Origin of the sequence: Solidesulfovibrio magneticus RS-1 (genome assembly GCF_000010665.1) — a bacterium.
GTDB lineage: Bacteria > Desulfobacterota > Desulfovibrionia > Desulfovibrionales > Desulfovibrionaceae > Solidesulfovibrio > Solidesulfovibrio magneticus.
The window spans coordinates 3,495,943-3,513,942 of sequence record NC_012796.1; the positions used below are offsets into that span (position 1 = coordinate 3,495,943).

Here is an 18,000-nt window from a genome sequence, read left to right on the forward strand (position 1 = left end):
TCAGACCGGAATCCTCCGGCCTTCCCTCAACCCAGGCGCGGCGCGGTTAGCGATGGACTACGAAAAGATTCGGCACGCGGCAAAGACCGGCGACAAGATCCTCGAACTGGCCGTCTCCATCGGCCTCGATCCGGCCCGCCACACCATCCAGGAACTGGCCGACCGGCTGCTGGCCCAGGCCCTGGCCGAAAGCGGCGCGGACGCGCCGTGTAAATAAGTATGGAGAGGGAAACAAAGAAAAGATGCCTCCGGCGGCCGGGGGATTTAAGAGACCGTTGCCTCTGGCCCATCAGCCAGGGGGACAACAGCGAGCCTACGCATAGGCAAAATGTCTGCAAAAGGGGCCTCTCCATCTGGAGAGGCCCCTTTGCATTCCGGGACAAGGCTTAGTTAATGGCCTTGACCTCGGGGACCTTCCAGGTGTTGTTCAAGATCGACGGCGTTTTTTCCTTGGGCCAGTACATCCGCAGCATGAGCACGAAGGTGTCCTTGGGCGCGGGCAGCCAGTTCGACTCCTTGTCCGGGCCGGGATTCTCGTTTTGGATATACAGATCGACCGAACCGTCCGCATTGGCCTTGAGGTTGTCGCGAGCGCTGATGCTCTGCCGGTTGATGGGATTTTTGACGAAAAAATAATCCTTGTCATACATCGTCAGCGACCAGAAGCCGTCCACCGGCGGCAGTTGGCCCTTGGGAAAACGCATGACGTACTTTTTTTCTCCGGAATAGGTTCCAACCAGGCTCGGGCCTTCCGACGTCGGATACACGGCGTCCTGGGACAGGTTGGCCCCCAGGCCGTAATAGGTGACCATGGCCCGCTGGACGTAGTCCGTGCCGTACGAACCGCACTTGCCCAGGATCAGCCAGCCGTTTTCAAAGCGGTTTTCACCGGTCAAAATGCCTTCCTTCATCCACAGCTTGATGCGCTCCTGGGCCACCGTCGGCACGATGGCCAGGGCGTTCTTGGCCAGGGGACCGAGCTTGGCGGCGTCAAACGGCTTGCCCGGTTCGATGCCGAGCTTGGCCAATTTGGCGACCATGGCCTTGTCGGCCGGCGCGGGCGGATTGTCCTTGAGAAGCTTGGCCAGCAGATTGAAGTAGTCCACGGCGCTTAAGGCGTTGACCTGCTCCCGGACCGGGGTGCGCATGTCGATGGCGGGATCGACCGTGACCGGCGGCGGCGTGTAGGGCTTGCCGTAGGAACCAAGCGGCACCGCCGTAATGGCGTCCTGCATCTTATGCACGAGGTCGTAATCCTCGGGCGTTCCGGTGCAATAGATGCGGCCAAGCACCCAGACCAGGGCCGTCGGCGACTTGTACTCTTTCACTCCGGCCGGAAGTTTGCCCTTCCAGCCCGGCCCGGTAATGGCATACTGCTGCGGCCCCGTTCCGGTGGTGCGCTTGCCCGGCGAGGCAAAGACGTTGGTCCAGGCGTCAAGCATGGGGAAGAGATAGTACCGGCCGCTGGCCTCCGGCAGGCTGATCACCCAGGGCTCCTTGGAAACGTCGAGCCAGGTGGTGGTGTAGAGGGTGTCGGCGTTGGGGGCCGTCACCTGCCGGTCTTCCACGGCGGGATAGGCCCGCAGCCGCAGGAACTGGCCCATGGGCGCAGCCATGGCCTCCGGTTTGGCCACATTGGTGAGCACGCGCTTCGTCATTTCCATGGTGACCAGCGGATAGCCGTAGACATACGCTTCGACGGCAAGAGGCAGAGCCTCGATGACATTTTCCTTGGCCTGGACGGATGTTGCGGCCAGGAGGGACAACACGGCCCACAGGGGCAGCATCCGTTTAAACAGTCGGCACTTCATGTTGTTACGCTCCTTGCGGTTGGAATGACTCGAAAAGACGGCGCTATCCGCCGGATATGCCTTTTGACCATCATCCACATAGCACGGAGCCGTCTCCGACTTCCAGAACTTTGCGAGATTGCTGCCCCCGCGCCACGGTCCGGGATGACGCCAGGGACGGTCGCCGGCGACAAGGCGGCCAAGCCGGGCCGGAACATGTCCGGGACGGCCCGAACGGTCTTGCCGGAAACCGAAAGCGTTTGTCTGGAAACGCAGGGAAGATGGCGATGCGGAGCGCTGTCAAAAGGCAGGTGCGCTGCGGGCAGGGCTCAGACGGGCCAAGGGAATAAAAACCCCGAAGCCCTCGTCCGGCGTTGGCGGCGCCCGCCCGGGGCGAAGCCGGCGGCGGATGGGATCGTCTGGCGTAAGCCGCCGCCCGGGGCGGGCGGCGGCGTTGATTCAGGCGGCCGTTTTCAGCCGCCCCGGCGCGGGGCGGCGGCCGGCGCGGGCGCGGGCGGCGTCTTACGCGGCGTCCAGGCGTTGACCATGGCCTGCATGGAATCGATCTGGCGCTTGCTCAGGGTGGCCCCGATCTGGTCCCGCAGGGCCTGGGCCGCGCTCTTGTCCTCGGCCGGCGTGTCCGGCGCGGCCACGGCCAAGAGCGTCCAGAAGTAGGCCTTAACCGGATTGGCCTCCACGCCCTTGCCGTAAAGCTGCAAGGTGGCCAGCAGATATTGCGCCCCGCCCTTGCCGCCCTGGGCCGCCTCGGTGAGCTGTTTGACCGCTTCCTCGAAATTCTGGGGCACGCCCTGGCCGTAGTAATAGAGCTTGCCCAGACAGTACTGGGCCTCGGGGCTGCCGGCGGAGGCCGCCTTGCGGAACCACTCCGCCGCCTTGGCGTAATCCTGGGCCACGCCCTGGCCCATGTAGTACATGGCCGCGATCTGGTTTTGCAGGGTCACGTCGCCGGCTGTGGCCAGGGGCAAAAACTCCTCGAAAGCCCGGGTATGGTCGCCGTCGCGCCAGGCGGCGCGCCCTTCCTCCAGTCCGGCCCGGGCCATGGCGGCCTGTCCCAAGGCCACCCCGACAAGGCAGCCAAGCACCAACGCCAGCCTGCGGCAACGATCAGCCACGCCCGCCCTCCTTGACCGCCTCCGTGGAACACGGCGGACACGGCGCGGCCTTGCCGGTTTCCAGGTCCTGCCCGAGGATGACATAGCGGAAAATAAACACCGACACCGGCACGCCAAGCACCATGCCCCACAAGCCAAAAAGCTTATGACCCACATAGAGAATGATCAGCGTGACCAAGGGGCTGATCTTGAACATGGCGGCCACAATGCGGGGATTTAAAATATAGGTCTCGATGGTGTGGACCACGATGATCATGACGATGGCCCACAGGGCGTGGCTGGGGCCCACGGTATTGACGGCCACGAGCACGATGGGGGCCGAGGAGATAAACGTTCCGAGGACCGGTATGAGGCCGCAGAAAAAGACCACCGTGGAGAGCAGCCCCACCGGCTGGATGCCGAGCAGATACATGCCCAGGGCGGTCAGCACCGTGTTGACCCCGGCGATCATCATCTGGGCCCGAAAGCCCATGCCCACCACGATGGCAAAGCGCACCACGCTGCGGGCCGTGACGTCGTAGATGTCGCGCAGCCGCGAATCGCGAAGCGAGATGGTCTTGGCCCGCAGCTTGGGGAAGTCGAGCATGATGAGGAAGCTGAAAAGCGTACCCAGCAGAAAGGTCGAGACGTAGGTGGTGACCTGATTGAGCGAATTGACGGCCAGGGCGAAAAGCGTTTCGGCCTTGACCCCGACCAGGGCTTCCAGGGCCAGGTAATCTTTGACCTTGGAGATGGGCGCGGCCATGTCCGGGGCCAGCCAGGCCCATTGGTCGAGGTGCTTGCGCAGGGTCTCCAGGGTGTCGGGGAGCTTTTTGAGGAAAGCGGCGGATTCGGTCCCGATCTTGGGCACCACCGAACTGATGATGGTCAGCACCACGGCCAGAAAGATGAGATAGATCGCCGTGGTCCAAAGCGATCTTGGCCAGCGCGTCCTGGCGGCCAGCTGCTCGATGGGGCCGCTGAACAGGAAGCACAGGATGTAGGTGGTGAAAACCAGCCCGAAAAGGCCGTAGTAACTCGTCAGCCACACCAGACCGAAAAAGGCCGCCCAAATGGCCAGGGTCTTGTTGGTGCGCAGGAGCTGGGCAATGTCGAATGCCATAGGTTCGTCCCGGTAGCACAATCGGAAGCCGGCGACAATCGCGGGCGGGCGGCGGCGGCACGGCAAAGGCGTGACGCCACGGACGCCCCAAGCATCTTGCCGGTCGCTCCGATCCTGCGTATGACCCCTTGTCCCTTTTTTCCCAGGGACCCTATCCTCACTGCAAAAGGACCGCAACGCCGTGCAACTCCCTCCCTTTCGCCTGGAGCGTTTTTTCGCCCGCCACGAGTTCACCGCCCCGCATCTTTTGTGCTGCTCCGACGGCGAGTCGCTGTCCGTTGGGGAGCTTCTCGACCTCGTGCCCGGCGCGGCCGACGGACTGTCCCGGGTTCACCTGGGCTACACCGAATCCAAGGGCGCGCCAGCCCTGCGCCAGGCCGTGGCCGACCTCTACGAGTCCACGCAACCCGACGACGTGCTGGTCCACGTCGGGGCCGAAGAGGCCATCTTCACCTTCATGGCCGCCACCCTTACCCCCGGCGACACGGTGGTGGTGGTCGATCCCCGCTACCAGTCGCTTTCCGACGTGGCCCAAAGCCTTGGCGCGCGCGTCCTGCCCTGGCGGCTGGACCCGGCCCGGGGTTTCGCCCCGGACCTGGGCGAACTGCAGGCCCTGCTGGCCGAGCCGACGGTCAAGGCCTTGGTGGTCAATTTCCCCCACAATCCGACGGGCTATATGCCCGCGCCCGAGGATTTCGCGGCCATCCTGGCGGCGGCGGCCGCGCGCGGGGTGCGTGTTTTTTCCGACGAGGTCTACCGCTGCTCCGAAGCCGAGGGGGTCGCTCCCCTGCCCGCCGCCTGCGACCTTGATCCCCGGGCGGTGTCGCTGGGGGTGCTGTCCAAATCCTACGGCTTGGCCGGGCTTCGGGTGGGTTGGGCAGCCTGCCGCGACCGGGAACTGCTTGCCCGCATGGCCTCGGTCAAGGACTACCTGTCCATCTGCGGTTCGGCCCCGTCGGAATACCTGGCGACCTGCGCCCTGGCCGCCGGGGGCAAGCTCCTTGCCCGCATGGCCGGCATCCTGGAGCCGAATCGGCGCGCCCTCACGGAGTTCTTCACGTCCCGGGCCGATCTGTTCGATTTCACGCCCCCGCGCGGCGGCCTGACCGCTTTCCCGGCCCTGCGCCAGGGATCGACCGACGCCTTCTGCCAGGCGCTGCTCGAAGCGACCGGCGTGCTGCTCCTGCCCGGCAGCCTCTACGGCGACGCCTGGGCCAAACATTTTCGCATCGGTTTTGGCCGGGTCGATTTCCGGCAAAATTGCGAACGCCTGGCCGGGTTTTGCCAAAATTGGAACCCCGCCCAGGGTTCCTGACAGGGGCCAAGCTCCCGGTTTTCGAGCGGCCGAGTCTTGAATTTTGTTGAAGATTCGGCCACAAGAGCGTGACAAACTTTCCCGGCGTTAAGGGTACGTTCCCTTTTTCCTATTAACCGCAGCCACAGGAGTTTTCCATGGTCAAAAAACTCGTCCTGACCCTCGCGCTTGTCGCCATGACGGCCTCCCCGACCCTGGCCAAAACCATCGTTTTCGCCACCGACGCCACCTGGCCGCCCATGGAGTTCGTGAACGCCGACAAGAAGATCACCGGCCTTGCCGTCGATCTTATGGAAGCCGCCGGCAAGGAAGCCGGATTCACCCCGGAATTCAAGGCCGTGGCCTGGGACGGCATCTTCGCCGGTCTGGCCGCCGGCAAGTACGACGCCATCTGCTCCTCGGTCACCATCACCGATGAGCGCAAGAACACCATGGACTTCTCCACCCCGTACATGAAGGTGCGCCAGGCCCTGGTCATCCCCAAGAAGTCCGCCGCCAAGTGCATTGAGGACCTCAAGGGCAAGACCCTGGGCGCCCAGATCAGCACCACCGGCCACTTTGCCGTCAAAAAGACCGAAGGCGTGAAGGATAAGTCCTACGACGAAGTCGGCCTGGCCTTCGAAGACCTGTACAACGGCCGCATCGACGGCGTGGTCTGCGATGATCCGGTCGCCAAGCTGTATGCCCTGAAAAAGGACAACTACAAGGACGCGCTGAAGATCGCCTGCATCATCCCGGCCGACGACGAACTGTACGGCGTGGCCGTGCAGAAGGGCAACAAGGAGACCCTGGAGCTCATCAACAAGGGTCTGGCCGCCGTCACCGCCAAGGGTCTGGACAAGGAAATCCTCAAGAAATGGCTCGGCACGGCCGACTAGGCCCGACCGGTTAACCGTCTCCGTCCGCCGGCCGCCCACGCGGGGCCGGCGGACGCGCCGCGTGGAAGTGCCGCATGAAACACCAAGGCAAGTGCGTCGTCGAAGAAACCCAGCCCATCGTCATTGACGTCGGCGACGGGGCCGCCATCCCCAAACCATCCGACAAAGGGCTGGTCTCGGCTTGGTGGCTGTCGTTTATCGGCGCGCTCATCACGCTGGGCTGCCTGCTCTATTTCAAGCCCGATCCGTATTTGCGGATTTTCAAGTTCATCCCGGACGGCATCCTGGTCACCTTCCAGGTCACCGTCAGCGCCATCGCCCTGGCCCTGGTCATCGGACTCATCACCGGCTTGGGGCGCATCTCGCGCAACAAGTACATCAACCTCGTGGCCTCCACCTATGTCGAGGTGGTGCGCGGGGTGCCGCTTCTGGTGCAGCTTTTCTACATCTACTACGCCCTTGGGCGTGTGGTGCACGTGCCGGACCTCCTGGCCGCGGTCATCTCCATGAGCGTATGCTACGGGGCCTACATGGGCGAGGTGTTCCGGGCCGGCATCACGGCCATCGCCGTGGGCCAGACCGAGGCCGCCCGGTCGCTTGGCTTCACCCGGTCCCAGACCATGTACTACGTGATCCTGCCCCAGGCCTGGCGCACCATTTTGCCGCCGGTCGGCAACGAATTCATCGCGCTGTTAAAGGACACCTCCCTGGTCTCCATCCTGGGCGTGGCCGACCTGCTGCGCCGGGGCCGCGAGTTCGCCTCGGAATCGTTTCTGTATTTCGAGACGTTCACCATGGTGGCCGTGGTCTACCTGATCATCACCTTGATTCTCTCCAAACTGGTGAGTTTCATGGAGGAGCGTCTGTCGCACCATGTCAAACGATAGCCCCATCATCCGCATATCGGACGTCAGCAAGTACTTCGACGACGTGGCCGCGCTGTCCCACGTGAGCCTGGACGTGGCCCCCGGCGAAAAGGTCGTCATCATCGGCCCCAGCGGCTCAGGCAAATCCACCTTGCTGCGCACCATCAACCGCCTGGAAGACATCAGCTCGGGCAAGATCGTGGTGGACGGCTTTGATCTCGACGACAAGTCCGTGGACATCAACAAGGTGCGCATGGAAGTGGGCATGGTGTTCCAGAGCTTCAACCTCTTCCCGCACAAGACGGTTCTGGAAAACATCACGCTGGCTCCCATCAAGCTCAAGGGCATGGACAAAGCCGACGCCGACGCCATGGCCAGCCGGCTGCTGGAAAAGGTCGGCATCCTGGAGAAGGCCGACGTCTACCCGGCCAAGCTCTCGGGCGGCCAGCAGCAGCGCGTGGCCATCGCCCGGGCGCTGGCCATGAGCCCGAAGATCATGCTCTTTGACGAGCCGACCTCGGCCCTGGACCCGGAGATGATCGGCGAGGTGCTCGACGTCATGGTGAAGCTGGCCCGGGAAGGCATGACCATGGTCTGCGTGACCCACGAAATGGGTTTCGCCCGGGAAGTGGCCGACCGCATCGTCTTCATGGACGGCGGCCAGATTCTGGAGATCGCCACGCCCGAGCAGTTCTACAATAATCCGCAGCACCCGCGCACCCAGAAGTTCCTGGAGCAGATTTTGTAGCTTACCGCGCCCGCCGGACGCGAAAAAGCCGCCCAGGCAGACGCCGGGCGGCTTTTTTTGTGGCATGTATCAGCTATCCTTAGATTTAGAAGACTAGCGCGACGATGGAGGCAACTCATCAAGAACTCACTATAGCAACACCATGCGCAGCCCTTCTCTCCTCCAACATTCCAGGCAGTGTATACAAATACATTAACATAAGTTCTGTGAAATCCCGAAGTGATTCAGCAACTTCACGAGAGAGCGGAGCTTCATCGTGAGCAGCCTCATTGCCATCGATCCTAATCTGGTGTGCCCATTCTGCCATTGATGGTGTCAATTTATTCCCATCAGCTAGACGCTTAATTCTTTGATATAAAGTCCCGCTGCCGTCTTCACTTTGTTCTTTCAACGAAACATCAAGAACTTTTCTAAACATCATTCCTGCTGCATCATAATTACTCCTTTTCAAATTATCGACTCCCTGAACAAAAAACCGCTTAATATTCTCAGAGACATACTTCGGGGCCTTTACTTGGCTTATCTCTGGATAAATTCTCTCCACCTTATAACGGCCTATGTCGGTTACGTTCTCTGGAGGTGGCGCACTTATTACATTACTAAACCTAATAAGAACACCTTCTTTACAATACGCGCATTGGAAAAAAGACAAGTAGTATACTCGATTATCCTGAGAATTTTTTGAAAGAATAACACTAGAGACAAGCTGAAAAGCTACATTTTTTGTGCAACAATGAGGACAAACAAGGGCCACTGTATGCGACATGACATACTCCAAACTTTACAAATTACAGGCAGCAAAGAGAACCCAAAACGCCTCCCCCCTACTGCGGCCGGCCGCACGGTCCGGCGTGCCCTTCGTGGCTGCCCTGGCGCTGGTAGTCGGTGACGAAGTCGAGGAGCTTTTGGGTATTGGCCACGCTGTGCTCGTCGCCGACCTTGGCGAAGCAGTCGATGGAACGGGCGTACCAGGCCTTGGCCGCTTCCAGGTCGCCGCGCAGGTGGCTGACGATGCCGAGCTGGTGGCTGGTCTTGGCTTCGCCGGCCACGTTGCCGCTCTTTTCTTCCAGGGCCAGGGCGCGGATGTACCATTCCATGGCCGTGTCGTTGTCCTCGGCCAGCTGGGCCACCACGCCGAGCTGGTGGCAGGTGACGGTCATGCCGCCGTCGAGGTCCTCGCGTTCGCTGATGGCCAGGGATTTTTCCAGCCAGGCCCGGGCTTCGTCGAGTTCGCCGGCTTCCTGGCAGGTCAGGCCCAGGTTGTGGCTGGTCATGGCCACGCCGATGTCGTCGCCAAGGACCTCGAACTGTTCCAGGGCCTTGGCGAAGCCTTCCCGGGCGGTCTCGATTTCCTTGCGGGACAGGGCTTCCAGGGCGCTCTGGTGCAGGGCCTCGGCCTTGGCGGCCTCCGGGGACAGGTCCGTGTCGGCGGTGGTCATGGCGTGCTCCTTGTCGGCCGGGGTCCGTGTGATCACCGGCCGGATTGTCGGTCATGTCGATTTTGACCGAAGAGGTGCCGCGTCCTGGCGCGCCGGGTCAAGCTTTTTTTATGAGGCAACTCACTCGTCGGGCTTGTTTTTCGGGGGTTTGACAAAGTCGAGCACCCTTTGCTCGGCCGCCCTGGCTGCCTCGTCGGGCAGCGTTTCGGCCGTGGCCCGGTCCACGTATTCGATGGCTCCGCAGGGGCACATGGCGGCGCAGGCCGGCTCCAGGCCGCGCTGGCGGCGGGCGGCGCACAGGTCGCACTTGACCACGGTCACACCCTTGTCGGTCTCGAAAATCGCCATATAGGGGCAGGCCAGCATGCACTGGCGCGACTGGCAGCCCCGGCAGAGCATGGGGTCCAGCACCATGGCCCCGTCGCGGTCGCGCACGATGGCTCCGCGCTTGCAGACCTTGGCGCAGTTGGGTTCGGCGCAGTGCCGGCAATACAGCGGGGCCATGAAGCCGGTGGTCGTGCGGATCATGTGGATGCGCGGCATGTCGTGGACGAAGCGGCAGACGTATTCGCACGTCTCGCAGCCGATGCACTTGCCGTAATCAATATACAACGTCTTCTGTTCTTCCATTGTCACTCCCGCTGCAATCGTCCCCCTTTCCCATATGGGGGGTCCGGGGGCCTCAGGCCCCCGGCCGCCGGAGGCATCTTCGTCTTTAATTATCTTCCCCTTACCCTGGGTGCGTCGCGGAAATCGCCGCCGGGGAAGCGTTCGGCTTCGCGGCTGATGAGTTCGTCGCCAGTGAATTCGGTCTGGCGGTTCTGGGCCTTGAGGTCGAGCCACTGGGCCAGGGAGCGGGCGGCGCGCAGCCCGGAATAGATGGCCTTGCCGATCTTGCTTGGGCCGGTGAGGGCATCGCCGGCCACGAACACGTTTTCGATGGCGGTCATGTTGAGCCAGCGCACTTCGCCCTTGCGCACGGATTCAAGACCAAGTTCCTTGGCGAAAGGCGGCGTGGCCACCTCGCCGATGGCGGCGACGACAAGATCGGCCTCGAAGCCGCGCTCCAGGCCGCCTTGCTTGCAGACGATGCCCGTGGCAGCGGTTTCGCCCAGGACGGCCTCGGGCAGGCAGCCTTCGTGCCAGACCACGCCGGCGGCTTCCAGGCGTTCGATCTCCAACCGGCCACAGGGGGCTTCGGCCCGGGTACGGCGGTAGAGCATGTCCACCGAGGCCGCGCCCAGGGCGGCCGCTCCGTGGGCCACGTCCACGGCCGAGTGGCCGGCCCCGATGACCACGACCTTCTTGCCGGCCACGTCCGGGGCCTTGACCCCGGGGGCGCAGTAGTGGGCGGCCCGGATGGGAAAGAGGAACTCCAGGCCCGAGCACACCCCGGGCAGGTCCTCGCCGGGGATGCCGAGCTTGCGCGAGCGCCAGGAGCCGGTGGCGATCATGATGGCCTCGTGCTTGGTGATCATCTCACCCAGGCCCTTGACCTCGGTGCAGAAGTGGTCGCCCTCTTCCTCGAACAGCGGCGCGCTGCAGCAGATCTTGGTATGGGTGTAAAAAACCACGCCGTATTGACGGGCCATGCGCAGAGTGCCGGCCTCGATGCGCTGGCGCGGGATGCGGTGGCCGGGGATGCCGAAAAGCATGAGCCCGCCGGGTTTGGGCATCTTGTCGTAGACCTCGACGGCATGTCCCAGGCACGACAGGTAGCCGGCGGCGGCCAGGCCCGACGGGCCGGCCCCGACGATGCCGATGGACAGGCCGCTTGGCGGCGGCGGGTCGCCGCACTGGAAATTGAAGTTCATGGGTTCCATGGCTGCTCCGGTTTTGGGGCAGCCTACCCCGGAAAATCGGCCGGGTAAACGCCGTAACGCATGACTTTTGCAAGTGATTATGCGAACAAGCTCCCCCCGAAGGGGAAAGGAGCCTGGCCATGACGCGAATCTACTGCAAGCTCGTCGGTTCGGCCGTGCTGTGGGGCGGCACCTGGGTAGCCGGCCGGGTGCTGGCCACCTACATGGGACCGTTTTCGGCGGCGTTTTTGCGTTTCGCCCTGGCCTCGGTGTTCCTCTATTTCCTGACTGCCCGCATGGAGGGGAAGTTCCCAAGGCTGGCCCGGCGCGACCTGCCCTGGCTGCTGACCTTGGCCGCCACGGGCATCTTTGCCTACAACGCGCTGTTTTTCGCCGGGCTTCGCACCGTGCCGGCCGGCCGGGCGGCGCTCATCGTGGCTTGCATCCCATCGGTGGTGGCGCTTTTCTCGGGCGTCCTTTTTCGTGAGCGTTTCACGAAGCTCAAGATCGCCGGCATCGCCACGTCGTTTGCCGGGGTGGGCTGCATCGTTTCCGGCGGCGATCCGGCGTCGCTTTTGGCCAAGGGGCTTTCGACGGGCGATTTGTGCATTTTCGGCTGTGTGGCTGCCTGGGCCGCCTACACCCTGGCCGGCAAGAAAGCCATGGAGCGGGTGGGCCCGTACAGCGCCGTGGCCTGGTCATGCATCCTGGGCGCGGCCATGCTCTTGCCGCCGGCGTTGGCCTCGGGCCTGTGGCGCGACGTGGCGGTGGCCGGACCGGTGGCCTGGGGCTGTGTGGCCTTTTTTGGCATCCTGGCCACGGGCTACGGGTTTTCCTGGTATTACGAAGGGGTCAAGGCCATCGGCCCGACCAAGGCCGGGGTGTTTATCAACCTCGTGCCGGTGGTGGCGGTGGTGCTTGGCCATGCGCTCTTGGACGAGCCGCTGTCCCCGGCCCTGGCCGTGGGTGGCGCACTGGTGCTGGCCGGGGTATGGCTCACCAACAGACATCCGGCTTTGGCCAACCGATAACGGCCTTGCCTTCCCCACAACGAGAGGCTAGAGAGCATTACTCGCCTCAAGTTGCGGAGCCTACTGCATGGAATTGCCCACTGCCCCGGCAACGATCCTCATCGTTGACGACGCCCCTTCCAATCTGGCTGTTTTGACCGAAGCCCTGCGCAGCGAATACGAAGTACGCATCGCTTCCAGCGGCTCCCAGGCCCTGCGTCTGGTGGAAGAGAGTGCGCCGGACCTTATTTTGCTCGACATCCTCATGCCCGACATGGACGGCTACGAAGTCTGCCGCCGCTTCAAGGCCCGGGCGGCCACCCGCAACATCCCCATCATTTTCCTGACGGCCAAGGGCGACGTGGCCGACGAGACGCTGGGGCTGGCGTTGGGGGCCGTGGACTACATCGTCAAACCGGTGAGCGTCCCCATCGTCCAGGCCCGGGTGCGCACCCATGTGGAACTCAAGCGCCGGGGCGATCTGCTGGAGACGCTGTCCATGCGCGACGGCCTGACCGGCATCGCCAACCGCCGCCGCTTCAACGACTGCCTCAACCGGGCCTGGCGGCAGGCCATGCGTGGGGCGACGCCGCTGAGTCTGCTCATGGCCGACATCGATTGTTTCAAGGCCTACAACGACACCTACGGCCACATGGCCGGCGACGAATGCCTCAAGGCCGTGGCCGCCACCCTGGCCGGAGTGCTCAAGCGCCCGGGGGATCTGGCGGCGCGGTTTGGCGGCGAGGAGTTCGTCGTCATCCTGGAAGAGACCGACCTGGCCGGGGCCATGCATCTGGCCGAGGCCATGCGTCTGGCCGTGTCCGACCTGGGCCTGACCCACGACGGCTCGTGCATTTCCAAGGTGGTCACCATCACCCTGGGCGCGGCCTGCTGCGTGCCCAAGGCCGGAGGCAGCGCCGAGAATCTGCTGTGCCTGGCCGACCGCAAGCTCTACGAAGCCAAGATGGCCGGCCGCAACCGGGTGCTTGGCACGCAGCTCGTTTAGCCGGCAAAGCCCCGTCCCCGCCTTCCCGCTGACGCCGGTCTCCCGGCGCGCTGGGACACGACCGTCCCTGTTCCTCCCTTCCATTGCCCGGACGCCGGCCTTGATCGACAGGGGCTTGTCTGTTACTTTTTTTGCTTGCGAATTGCCGTTTCGCCAGTCGCGCCGGCCCGCCGGCGACGCCAGGATATGGCTTTTGTCACCACGTCCGCCACCTTCAACCCCCGGGAGCGAACCATGCGCAAACGTTTTGGCCTTCTTCTGGCCGCCCTGGCCGCCTTTGTCCTGTGCTTCGGCGGCCTGGCCCAGGCCGAGGAAAAAGTCTACGTCAACGGCATCGATTTCGGCTTTCCGCCCTTCGGCTTCGTCGACAAGGCCGGCAAACCCACCGGCTTCGACGTCGAATCCCTGGACTGGATCGCCAAAAAGATGGGCTTCAAGGTCAAACACCAGCCCATGGATTGGGACGGCATCATCCCCGCCCTTTTGGCCAAAAAGATCGACATCATCGCTTCCGGCATGAGCGCCACCGCCGAACGCGCCCAGAAAGTCGATTTCTCCATCCCCTACTACGAAGTCACCCAGGTCCTGGTCGTCGGCGACAAGGAAGCCACGCCCTTTGCCGAGATCCTCAAGTCCGGCAAAAAGATCGGCGTCCAGCGCGGCACCGTCACCGCCAAGCTCCTCGAAGGCTTCGTCGGCCAGCCCGGCTACAAGTTCGAGCTCGTGCCCTACGACTCCACCGACCTGTCCATGGAAGACGTGAAGATCGGCCGCATCGCCGGCTCCGGCATGGACAGCACCATCGCCGCCGAAGTCATGAAGGCCCCCGGCTTCAAAATCGCCGGCACCTTCGACGCCGCTCCCGAAAAGTACGGCTACGCCATGCGCAAGGAAGACAAGGAGTTCCAGGCCAAGGTCAACGAGGGCCTCAAGCTCCTCATGGCCGACCCCTACTGGAAGGAACTCAAGGCCAAGTACGGCATCTAGCAAGCCCGCTTTCCCGCAACGCTCCCGGGCCGCGCGCCATACGCGCGGCCCGGGGCGCTCCCCCGGACGTATTTCATGGAAGGATTTATCACCGCCGCGCAGGCCAGCTGGGAGGCCATGCCCTACATTCTCGGCGGGCTGTGGTGGACGGCAGGGCTTATTCTCGGAGCCATGCTCGTGGGCTTTGTCCTCGGCGTGCCCCTGGCCGTGCTCCATGTCTATGGCCATCCGCTCACCCGCAAGGCCGTGGCCGGCTACGTTTGGCTGTTTCGCGGCGTGCCCATCCTCGTGCAGCTCTACCTCTTTTACTTCGGCATCATGGCTTACCTGAGCGAAATCCCGGCCCTGTCGTTTCTGCCGCTGTCCTCGGGATTCCTCTCGGCGGTCATCGTGCTGGGGCTGACCAGCGCCGCCTACCAGTCACAAATTTTCCGCGGAGCCATGGCCAGCCTGCCCGCCGGCCAGCTCAAGGCCGCCCGGGCTCTGGGCATGAGCGACGCCGTGGCCATCCGCTCCATCATCCTGCCCCAGGCCCTGCGCCTGGCCATCCCGGCCTGGTCCAACGAATACTCGATCCTGCTCAAGGACTCCGCCCTGGCCTTTACCATCGGCGTCCTGGAAGTCATGGCCCGCACCCGCTCCGTGGCCGCCACCACACACCAGCCGCTGCCGCTTTCCATCCTGGCCGGAGCGCTCTTTTTCTTCCTCACCTGGGCCGGCATCAAAACCCTCAAACGCCTCGAAGCCAAGGTGCGCATCCCCGGATACGCGCACCAGGGAAGCCTGTAGCATGGACGATCCGGTCATTTTGCGCGTGGAAAACATCGTCAAGACCATCGGCGGCCAACGCATCCTGGACGATGTCTCGTTTTCCGTCAAAAAGGGGCACTTAAAAGTCCTCATCGGCCCCTCCGGAGCCGGCAAGTCCACGCTTTTATCCTGCATCAATTTCCTGTCGCCCCCGGACTCCGGGACCATCTCCCTGGACGGCAAGGCCGTGGACGGCAAAAGCAGGAAAGAACTGCTGGCCCTGCGCCAGCAAGTGGGCATGATCTTTCAGGACTTCAACCTGTTTGACCACCTCTCGGCCCTGGAAAACGTCCGGGTGGCGCTTGTGAAGGTCAAGGGCCTGGACAAGCGGGCCGCCACCAACCGGGCCATGGAAGAACTTGCCCGGGTCGGGCTGGCCGACAAGTCCACCCTCTACCCGGCCCAGCTCTCCGGCGGCCAGAAACAGCGCGTGTCCGTGGCCCGGGCCCTGGCCATGGACCCCAAGGTGCTGCTGCTCGACGAACCCACCTCGGCGCTGGACCCGGAACTCATCGGCGAAGTGCTCACCGTCATCCGCGATCTGGCCGACCTCGGCATGACCATGGTCATGGCCACCCACCAGATCAGCTTTTCCGCCTCCCTGGCCGACGAATTCCTGTTCATGGAACGCGGACGCATCGTGGAACGCGGCGCGCCCTCCCAACTGCTCGCCCGCGACTCCGGCAGCCGCACCCAGTCATTTTGCGCCAAGCTCAGCGAACTGGCCGGCGACGGCCACTGCGAAATCGCCCCGGCTCCCCGGGCCTAAGGACGCCCATGGACGATTTTTTCGCCTTCGCCTGGGAGCGCATCATCCCGGCCCTGGACGCCGGACTGTGGACCAGCATCCTGCTCATCGTGCCGGCCTCGCTTTTTGGCGTGGCCATCGGCGTGTCCGTGGGCGCGCTACGGGTCTACGGCCCGCGCCCGGTGGTCAAAACCCTGGACGCCTATGTGTCGCTGTTTCGCGGCACGCCGCTGGTCGTGCAGCTCTATTTCTGGTACTTCGCCCTGCCCTATGTGCGCATCGGCGATTTCGCCCTGGTGTTGTCGCCCATGTGGGCCGCCATTGTCGGTTTCGCCCTGTGCAGCGGCGCCTACCAGTCCGAATACATCCGGGGGGGGCTGCTTTCCATCAAACGCGGCCAGCTGCGCGCCGCCCAGGCCCTGGGCATGACGCCCTTCCAGTCCGTCACCTCCGTGGTGCTGCCCCAGGCCTTCCGCCGGGCGCTGCCGGGCTGCGGCAACGAAATCATCTACCTCATCAAATACTCGTCCCTGGCCTCCATCATCACCGTCAGCGACCTGACCGGCATGGGACGCAGCCTGGCCAAGTCCAGCTTCCGCAATACCGAAGTCTTCATCGTCGTGGGGCTGTACTACCTGGCCCTGGTCACCATCGCCTCTTTCCTTCTCAAAATCGCCGAAAAGAAACTGGAGATCCCAGGCTTCGAAAGCAAACGCGAGTAGGAGGAAGACGAAGATGCCTCCGGCGGCCGGGGGCCTGAGGCCCCCGGACCCCCCAAATGGTTTAAGGGGGATGGGCGAGAATATGTCGGCCCTCGTGGGTGATGTAATCGCCGTCGAACCCCCTTGAAAAATTTCTTCAGTCGGGGGGGTTGGGGGCCTCAGGCCCCCAGCCGCCGGAGGCATCTTCCTCTCCGTTTTCCCCTCTCCTCTCCAAAAAGGACACACACCATGGACGCCGCATTGCTGGGCGCGCTGGGGCGCGAACTGGGGCCGGGCTTTGTTTATGACGCCGCGGCCAGGGACGCCGCCGCCAAGGACGACGCCGGTTTGGTCATCCCGCCCGAGGCGGTGTTTTTTCCGGCCGATGCCGGGGACGTGAGCCGGCTGATGGTGCTGGCCGGCCAGCACGGTTTTGCCGTGACGCCGCGCGGGGCCGGCACGGGGCTGGCGGGCGGTTGTCTGGCGGTTGCGGGCGGCGTGGTGGTCGATTTGTCGCGCATGGCCCGCATTGAGCGGTTGGACACGGCCAATTTGTGCGCCGTGGTCCAGGCCGGGGTGGTGACCCAGACCTTGCGCCAGGCGGCCAAGGACGCGGGGCTTTTTTATCCGCCCGATCCGGCGAGCCTGACCACCTGCACCCTTGGCGGCAACGCCGCCACCAACGCCGGCGGTCCGGCCTGCGTGAAATACGGCGTCACCCGCGATTACGTGCTGGGGCTGACGGCCGTCTTGCCCGACGGCGAGGTGGTCCGTTGCGGCACGGCCACGCGCAAGGGCGTGGTGGGCTACGACCTGACCGGGCTTATGGTCGGCTCGGAGGGGACGCTGGGGATCATCACCGAGCTGACGGTGAAGCTTATTCCGCATCCGCGCCAGGTCCGCGCGGCGGCGGCGCTTTTCCCTGACGCGCGTGCGGCCGTGGCGGCCGTGGCGGCGGTGATGGCCGCCGGTGTTTCGCCTTGCGCCCTGGAGCTCATGGACCGGGCTTGCCTGGGCATCGTGGCCGAGCTGTTGCCCTTTGATCTGCCCGGCCCGGAAGCGGCCCTGCTGCTTTTCGAGGCTGACGGCGATCCGGATCAGGCGGCGCGGGACATCGGGCGCATGGAGGCCGTGTGCCGCGATGGCGGAGCGCTGGCCGTGCTGCCGGCGGAGAATAGCGCCAAGCGCGAGGAGCTGTGGGGCATTCGTCGCCAGATTTCCACCCGCATCCACGAGAGCGCGCCTTTTTATCTGTCCGAGGACGTGGCCGTGCCCATCGCCCGCATCCCGGACCTCATCGACGCCTTGCCGGCCCTGGGCCAGCGTCATGGGCTGGCGGTCTACGCCTTCGGCCATGCCGGCGACGGCAACATCCATGTCAACATCACGGGCGAAGCCGGCAGCCGCGACCGGGCCCTGGCCCTGGCCAGGGACCTTATCGCCGAGGTGCTGGCCCTTGGCGGCACCATGTCCGGCGAGCACGGCATCGGCATCGCCAAACGGCCGTTTATCGACATGGAGCTGTCGGCGCGAAGCCTGTCACTGCAACGCGGCATCAAGGCCGCGTTCGATCCGGCCGGGATCATGAACCCGGGGAAAGTGCTGCCCTAAGCGGCGTTCGGCGCATCAGAAACACGCCGGCCGGTCGGGCCACGAAGCGGCGCG

The 18,000-nt window shown here is 63.9% G+C and carries 19 protein-coding genes; 12 read left to right on the forward strand and 7 right to left on the reverse strand.

What is annotated here, in order from left to right:
• Positions 1 to 52 precede the first annotated feature (52 nt).
• On the forward strand, positions 53 to 217 hold the full coding sequence (locus DMR_RS23550; RefSeq protein ID WP_232502807.1) for a hypothetical protein: 165 nt from the start codon (positions 53 to 55) through the stop codon (positions 215 to 217).
• 169 nt (positions 218 to 386) lie between these two features.
• On the opposite strand, the gene DMR_RS14745 is transcribed toward DMR_RS23550, so the two are convergent.
• The 3 genes from DMR_RS14745 to DMR_RS14755 form a co-directional block, all read right to left on the reverse strand.
• Entirely contained in the window at positions 387 to 1,811 is a 1,425-nt protein-coding gene (locus DMR_RS14745) for a DUF1254 domain-containing protein (RefSeq protein WP_043600783.1), read from the reverse strand.
• Between the two features lie 452 nt (positions 1,812 to 2,263).
• Entirely contained in the window at positions 2,264 to 2,923 is a 660-nt protein-coding gene (locus DMR_RS14750; RefSeq protein WP_015861741.1) for a tetratricopeptide repeat protein, read from the reverse strand.
• Positions 2,916 to 4,025 (reverse strand): AI-2E family transporter, encoded by a 1,110-nt coding sequence (locus DMR_RS14755; protein ID WP_043600785.1) that lies wholly within the window; start codon positions 4,023 to 4,025, stop codon positions 2,916 to 2,918. Before DMR_RS14755 ends, DMR_RS14750 begins: the two co-directional genes overlap by 8 nt.
• 181 nt (positions 4,026 to 4,206) lie before the next feature.
• On the opposite strand from DMR_RS14755, the gene DMR_RS14760 reads away from it, so the two are divergent.
• The 4 genes from DMR_RS14760 (at position 4,207) to DMR_RS14775 (ending at position 7,832) form a co-directional block, all read left to right on the forward strand.
• Positions 4,207 to 5,340 (forward strand): pyridoxal phosphate-dependent aminotransferase, encoded by a 1,134-nt coding sequence (locus tag DMR_RS14760; protein WP_015861743.1) that lies wholly within the window; start codon positions 4,207 to 4,209, stop codon positions 5,338 to 5,340.
• Between the two features lie 137 nt (positions 5,341 to 5,477).
• A complete protein-coding gene (locus tag DMR_RS14765; protein WP_006921859.1) occupies positions 5,478 to 6,218 on the forward strand; it encodes a basic amino acid ABC transporter substrate-binding protein in 741 nt (246 codons plus the stop codon).
• 74 nt (positions 6,219 to 6,292) lie between these two features.
• A complete protein-coding gene (locus DMR_RS14770) occupies positions 6,293 to 7,105 on the forward strand; it encodes an amino acid ABC transporter permease (protein ID WP_015861744.1) in 813 nt (270 codons plus the stop codon).
• Entirely contained in the window at positions 7,092 to 7,832 is a 741-nt protein-coding gene (locus DMR_RS14775; protein ID WP_015861745.1) for an amino acid ABC transporter ATP-binding protein, read from the forward strand. The genes DMR_RS14770 and DMR_RS14775 overlap by 14 nt, the downstream gene beginning before the upstream one ends.
• 118 nt (positions 7,833 to 7,950) lie before the next feature.
• On the opposite strand, the gene DMR_RS23555 is transcribed toward DMR_RS14775, so the two are convergent.
• The 4 genes from DMR_RS23555 to DMR_RS14795 form a co-directional block, all read right to left on the reverse strand.
• Complete coding sequence (locus tag DMR_RS23555; protein ID WP_081429624.1) at positions 7,951 to 8,598, reverse strand: DUF4145 domain-containing protein; 648 nt, start codon at positions 8,596 to 8,598, stop codon at positions 7,951 to 7,953.
• Between the two features lie 58 nt (positions 8,599 to 8,656).
• Positions 8,657 to 9,271 carry a tetratricopeptide repeat protein gene (locus tag DMR_RS14785; RefSeq protein WP_043600787.1) on the reverse strand — a complete coding sequence of 205 codons (615 nt, stop codon included), beginning with the start codon at positions 9,269 to 9,271 and terminating at the stop codon, positions 8,657 to 8,659.
• Between the two features lie 120 nt (positions 9,272 to 9,391).
• Positions 9,392 to 9,901 (reverse strand): 4Fe-4S dicluster domain-containing protein, encoded by a 510-nt coding sequence (locus DMR_RS14790; RefSeq protein WP_015861747.1) that lies wholly within the window; start codon positions 9,899 to 9,901, stop codon positions 9,392 to 9,394.
• Between the two features lie 89 nt (positions 9,902 to 9,990).
• Positions 9,991 to 11,094 carry an FAD-dependent oxidoreductase gene (locus DMR_RS14795; RefSeq protein ID WP_015861748.1) on the reverse strand — a complete coding sequence of 368 codons (1,104 nt, stop codon included), beginning with the start codon at positions 11,092 to 11,094 and terminating at the stop codon, positions 9,991 to 9,993.
• A gap of 119 nt (positions 11,095 to 11,213) precedes the next feature.
• Between DMR_RS14795 and DMR_RS14800 the strand changes: the two genes are divergently transcribed.
• The 7 genes from DMR_RS14800 (at position 11,214) to DMR_RS14830 (ending at position 17,946) form a co-directional block, all read left to right on the forward strand.
• Entirely contained in the window at positions 11,214 to 12,104 is an 891-nt protein-coding gene (locus DMR_RS14800) for a DMT family transporter (RefSeq protein WP_015861749.1), read from the forward strand.
• Between the two features lie 67 nt (positions 12,105 to 12,171).
• The gene (locus tag DMR_RS14805; protein ID WP_015861750.1) at positions 12,172 to 13,089 is read left to right on the forward strand and encodes a diguanylate cyclase; all 918 of its coding nucleotides are present in this window, start codon (positions 12,172 to 12,174) and stop codon (positions 13,087 to 13,089) included.
• Between the two features lie 234 nt (positions 13,090 to 13,323).
• Positions 13,324 to 14,076, forward strand: a complete 753-nt coding sequence (locus DMR_RS14810; protein WP_015861751.1) for an ABC transporter substrate-binding protein — start codon at positions 13,324 to 13,326, stop codon at positions 14,074 to 14,076.
• Positions 14,077 to 14,151: 75 nt separating this feature from the next.
• Positions 14,152 to 14,865, forward strand: a complete 714-nt coding sequence (locus DMR_RS14815; RefSeq protein WP_015861752.1) for an amino acid ABC transporter permease — start codon at positions 14,152 to 14,154, stop codon at positions 14,863 to 14,865.
• A gap of 1 nt (position 14,866) precedes the next feature.
• Positions 14,867 to 15,655 carry an amino acid ABC transporter ATP-binding protein gene (locus DMR_RS14820; RefSeq protein WP_015861753.1) on the forward strand — a complete coding sequence of 263 codons (789 nt, stop codon included), beginning with the start codon at positions 14,867 to 14,869 and terminating at the stop codon, positions 15,653 to 15,655.
• Between the two features lie 8 nt (positions 15,656 to 15,663).
• Positions 15,664 to 16,356 (forward strand): amino acid ABC transporter permease, encoded by a 693-nt coding sequence (locus tag DMR_RS14825; RefSeq protein ID WP_015861754.1) that lies wholly within the window; start codon positions 15,664 to 15,666, stop codon positions 16,354 to 16,356.
• Positions 16,357 to 16,584: 228 nt separating this feature from the next.
• A complete protein-coding gene (locus tag DMR_RS14830; RefSeq protein ID WP_043600789.1) occupies positions 16,585 to 17,946 on the forward strand; it encodes an FAD-binding oxidoreductase in 1,362 nt (453 codons plus the stop codon).
• Positions 17,947 to 18,000: the final 54 nt, after the last annotated feature.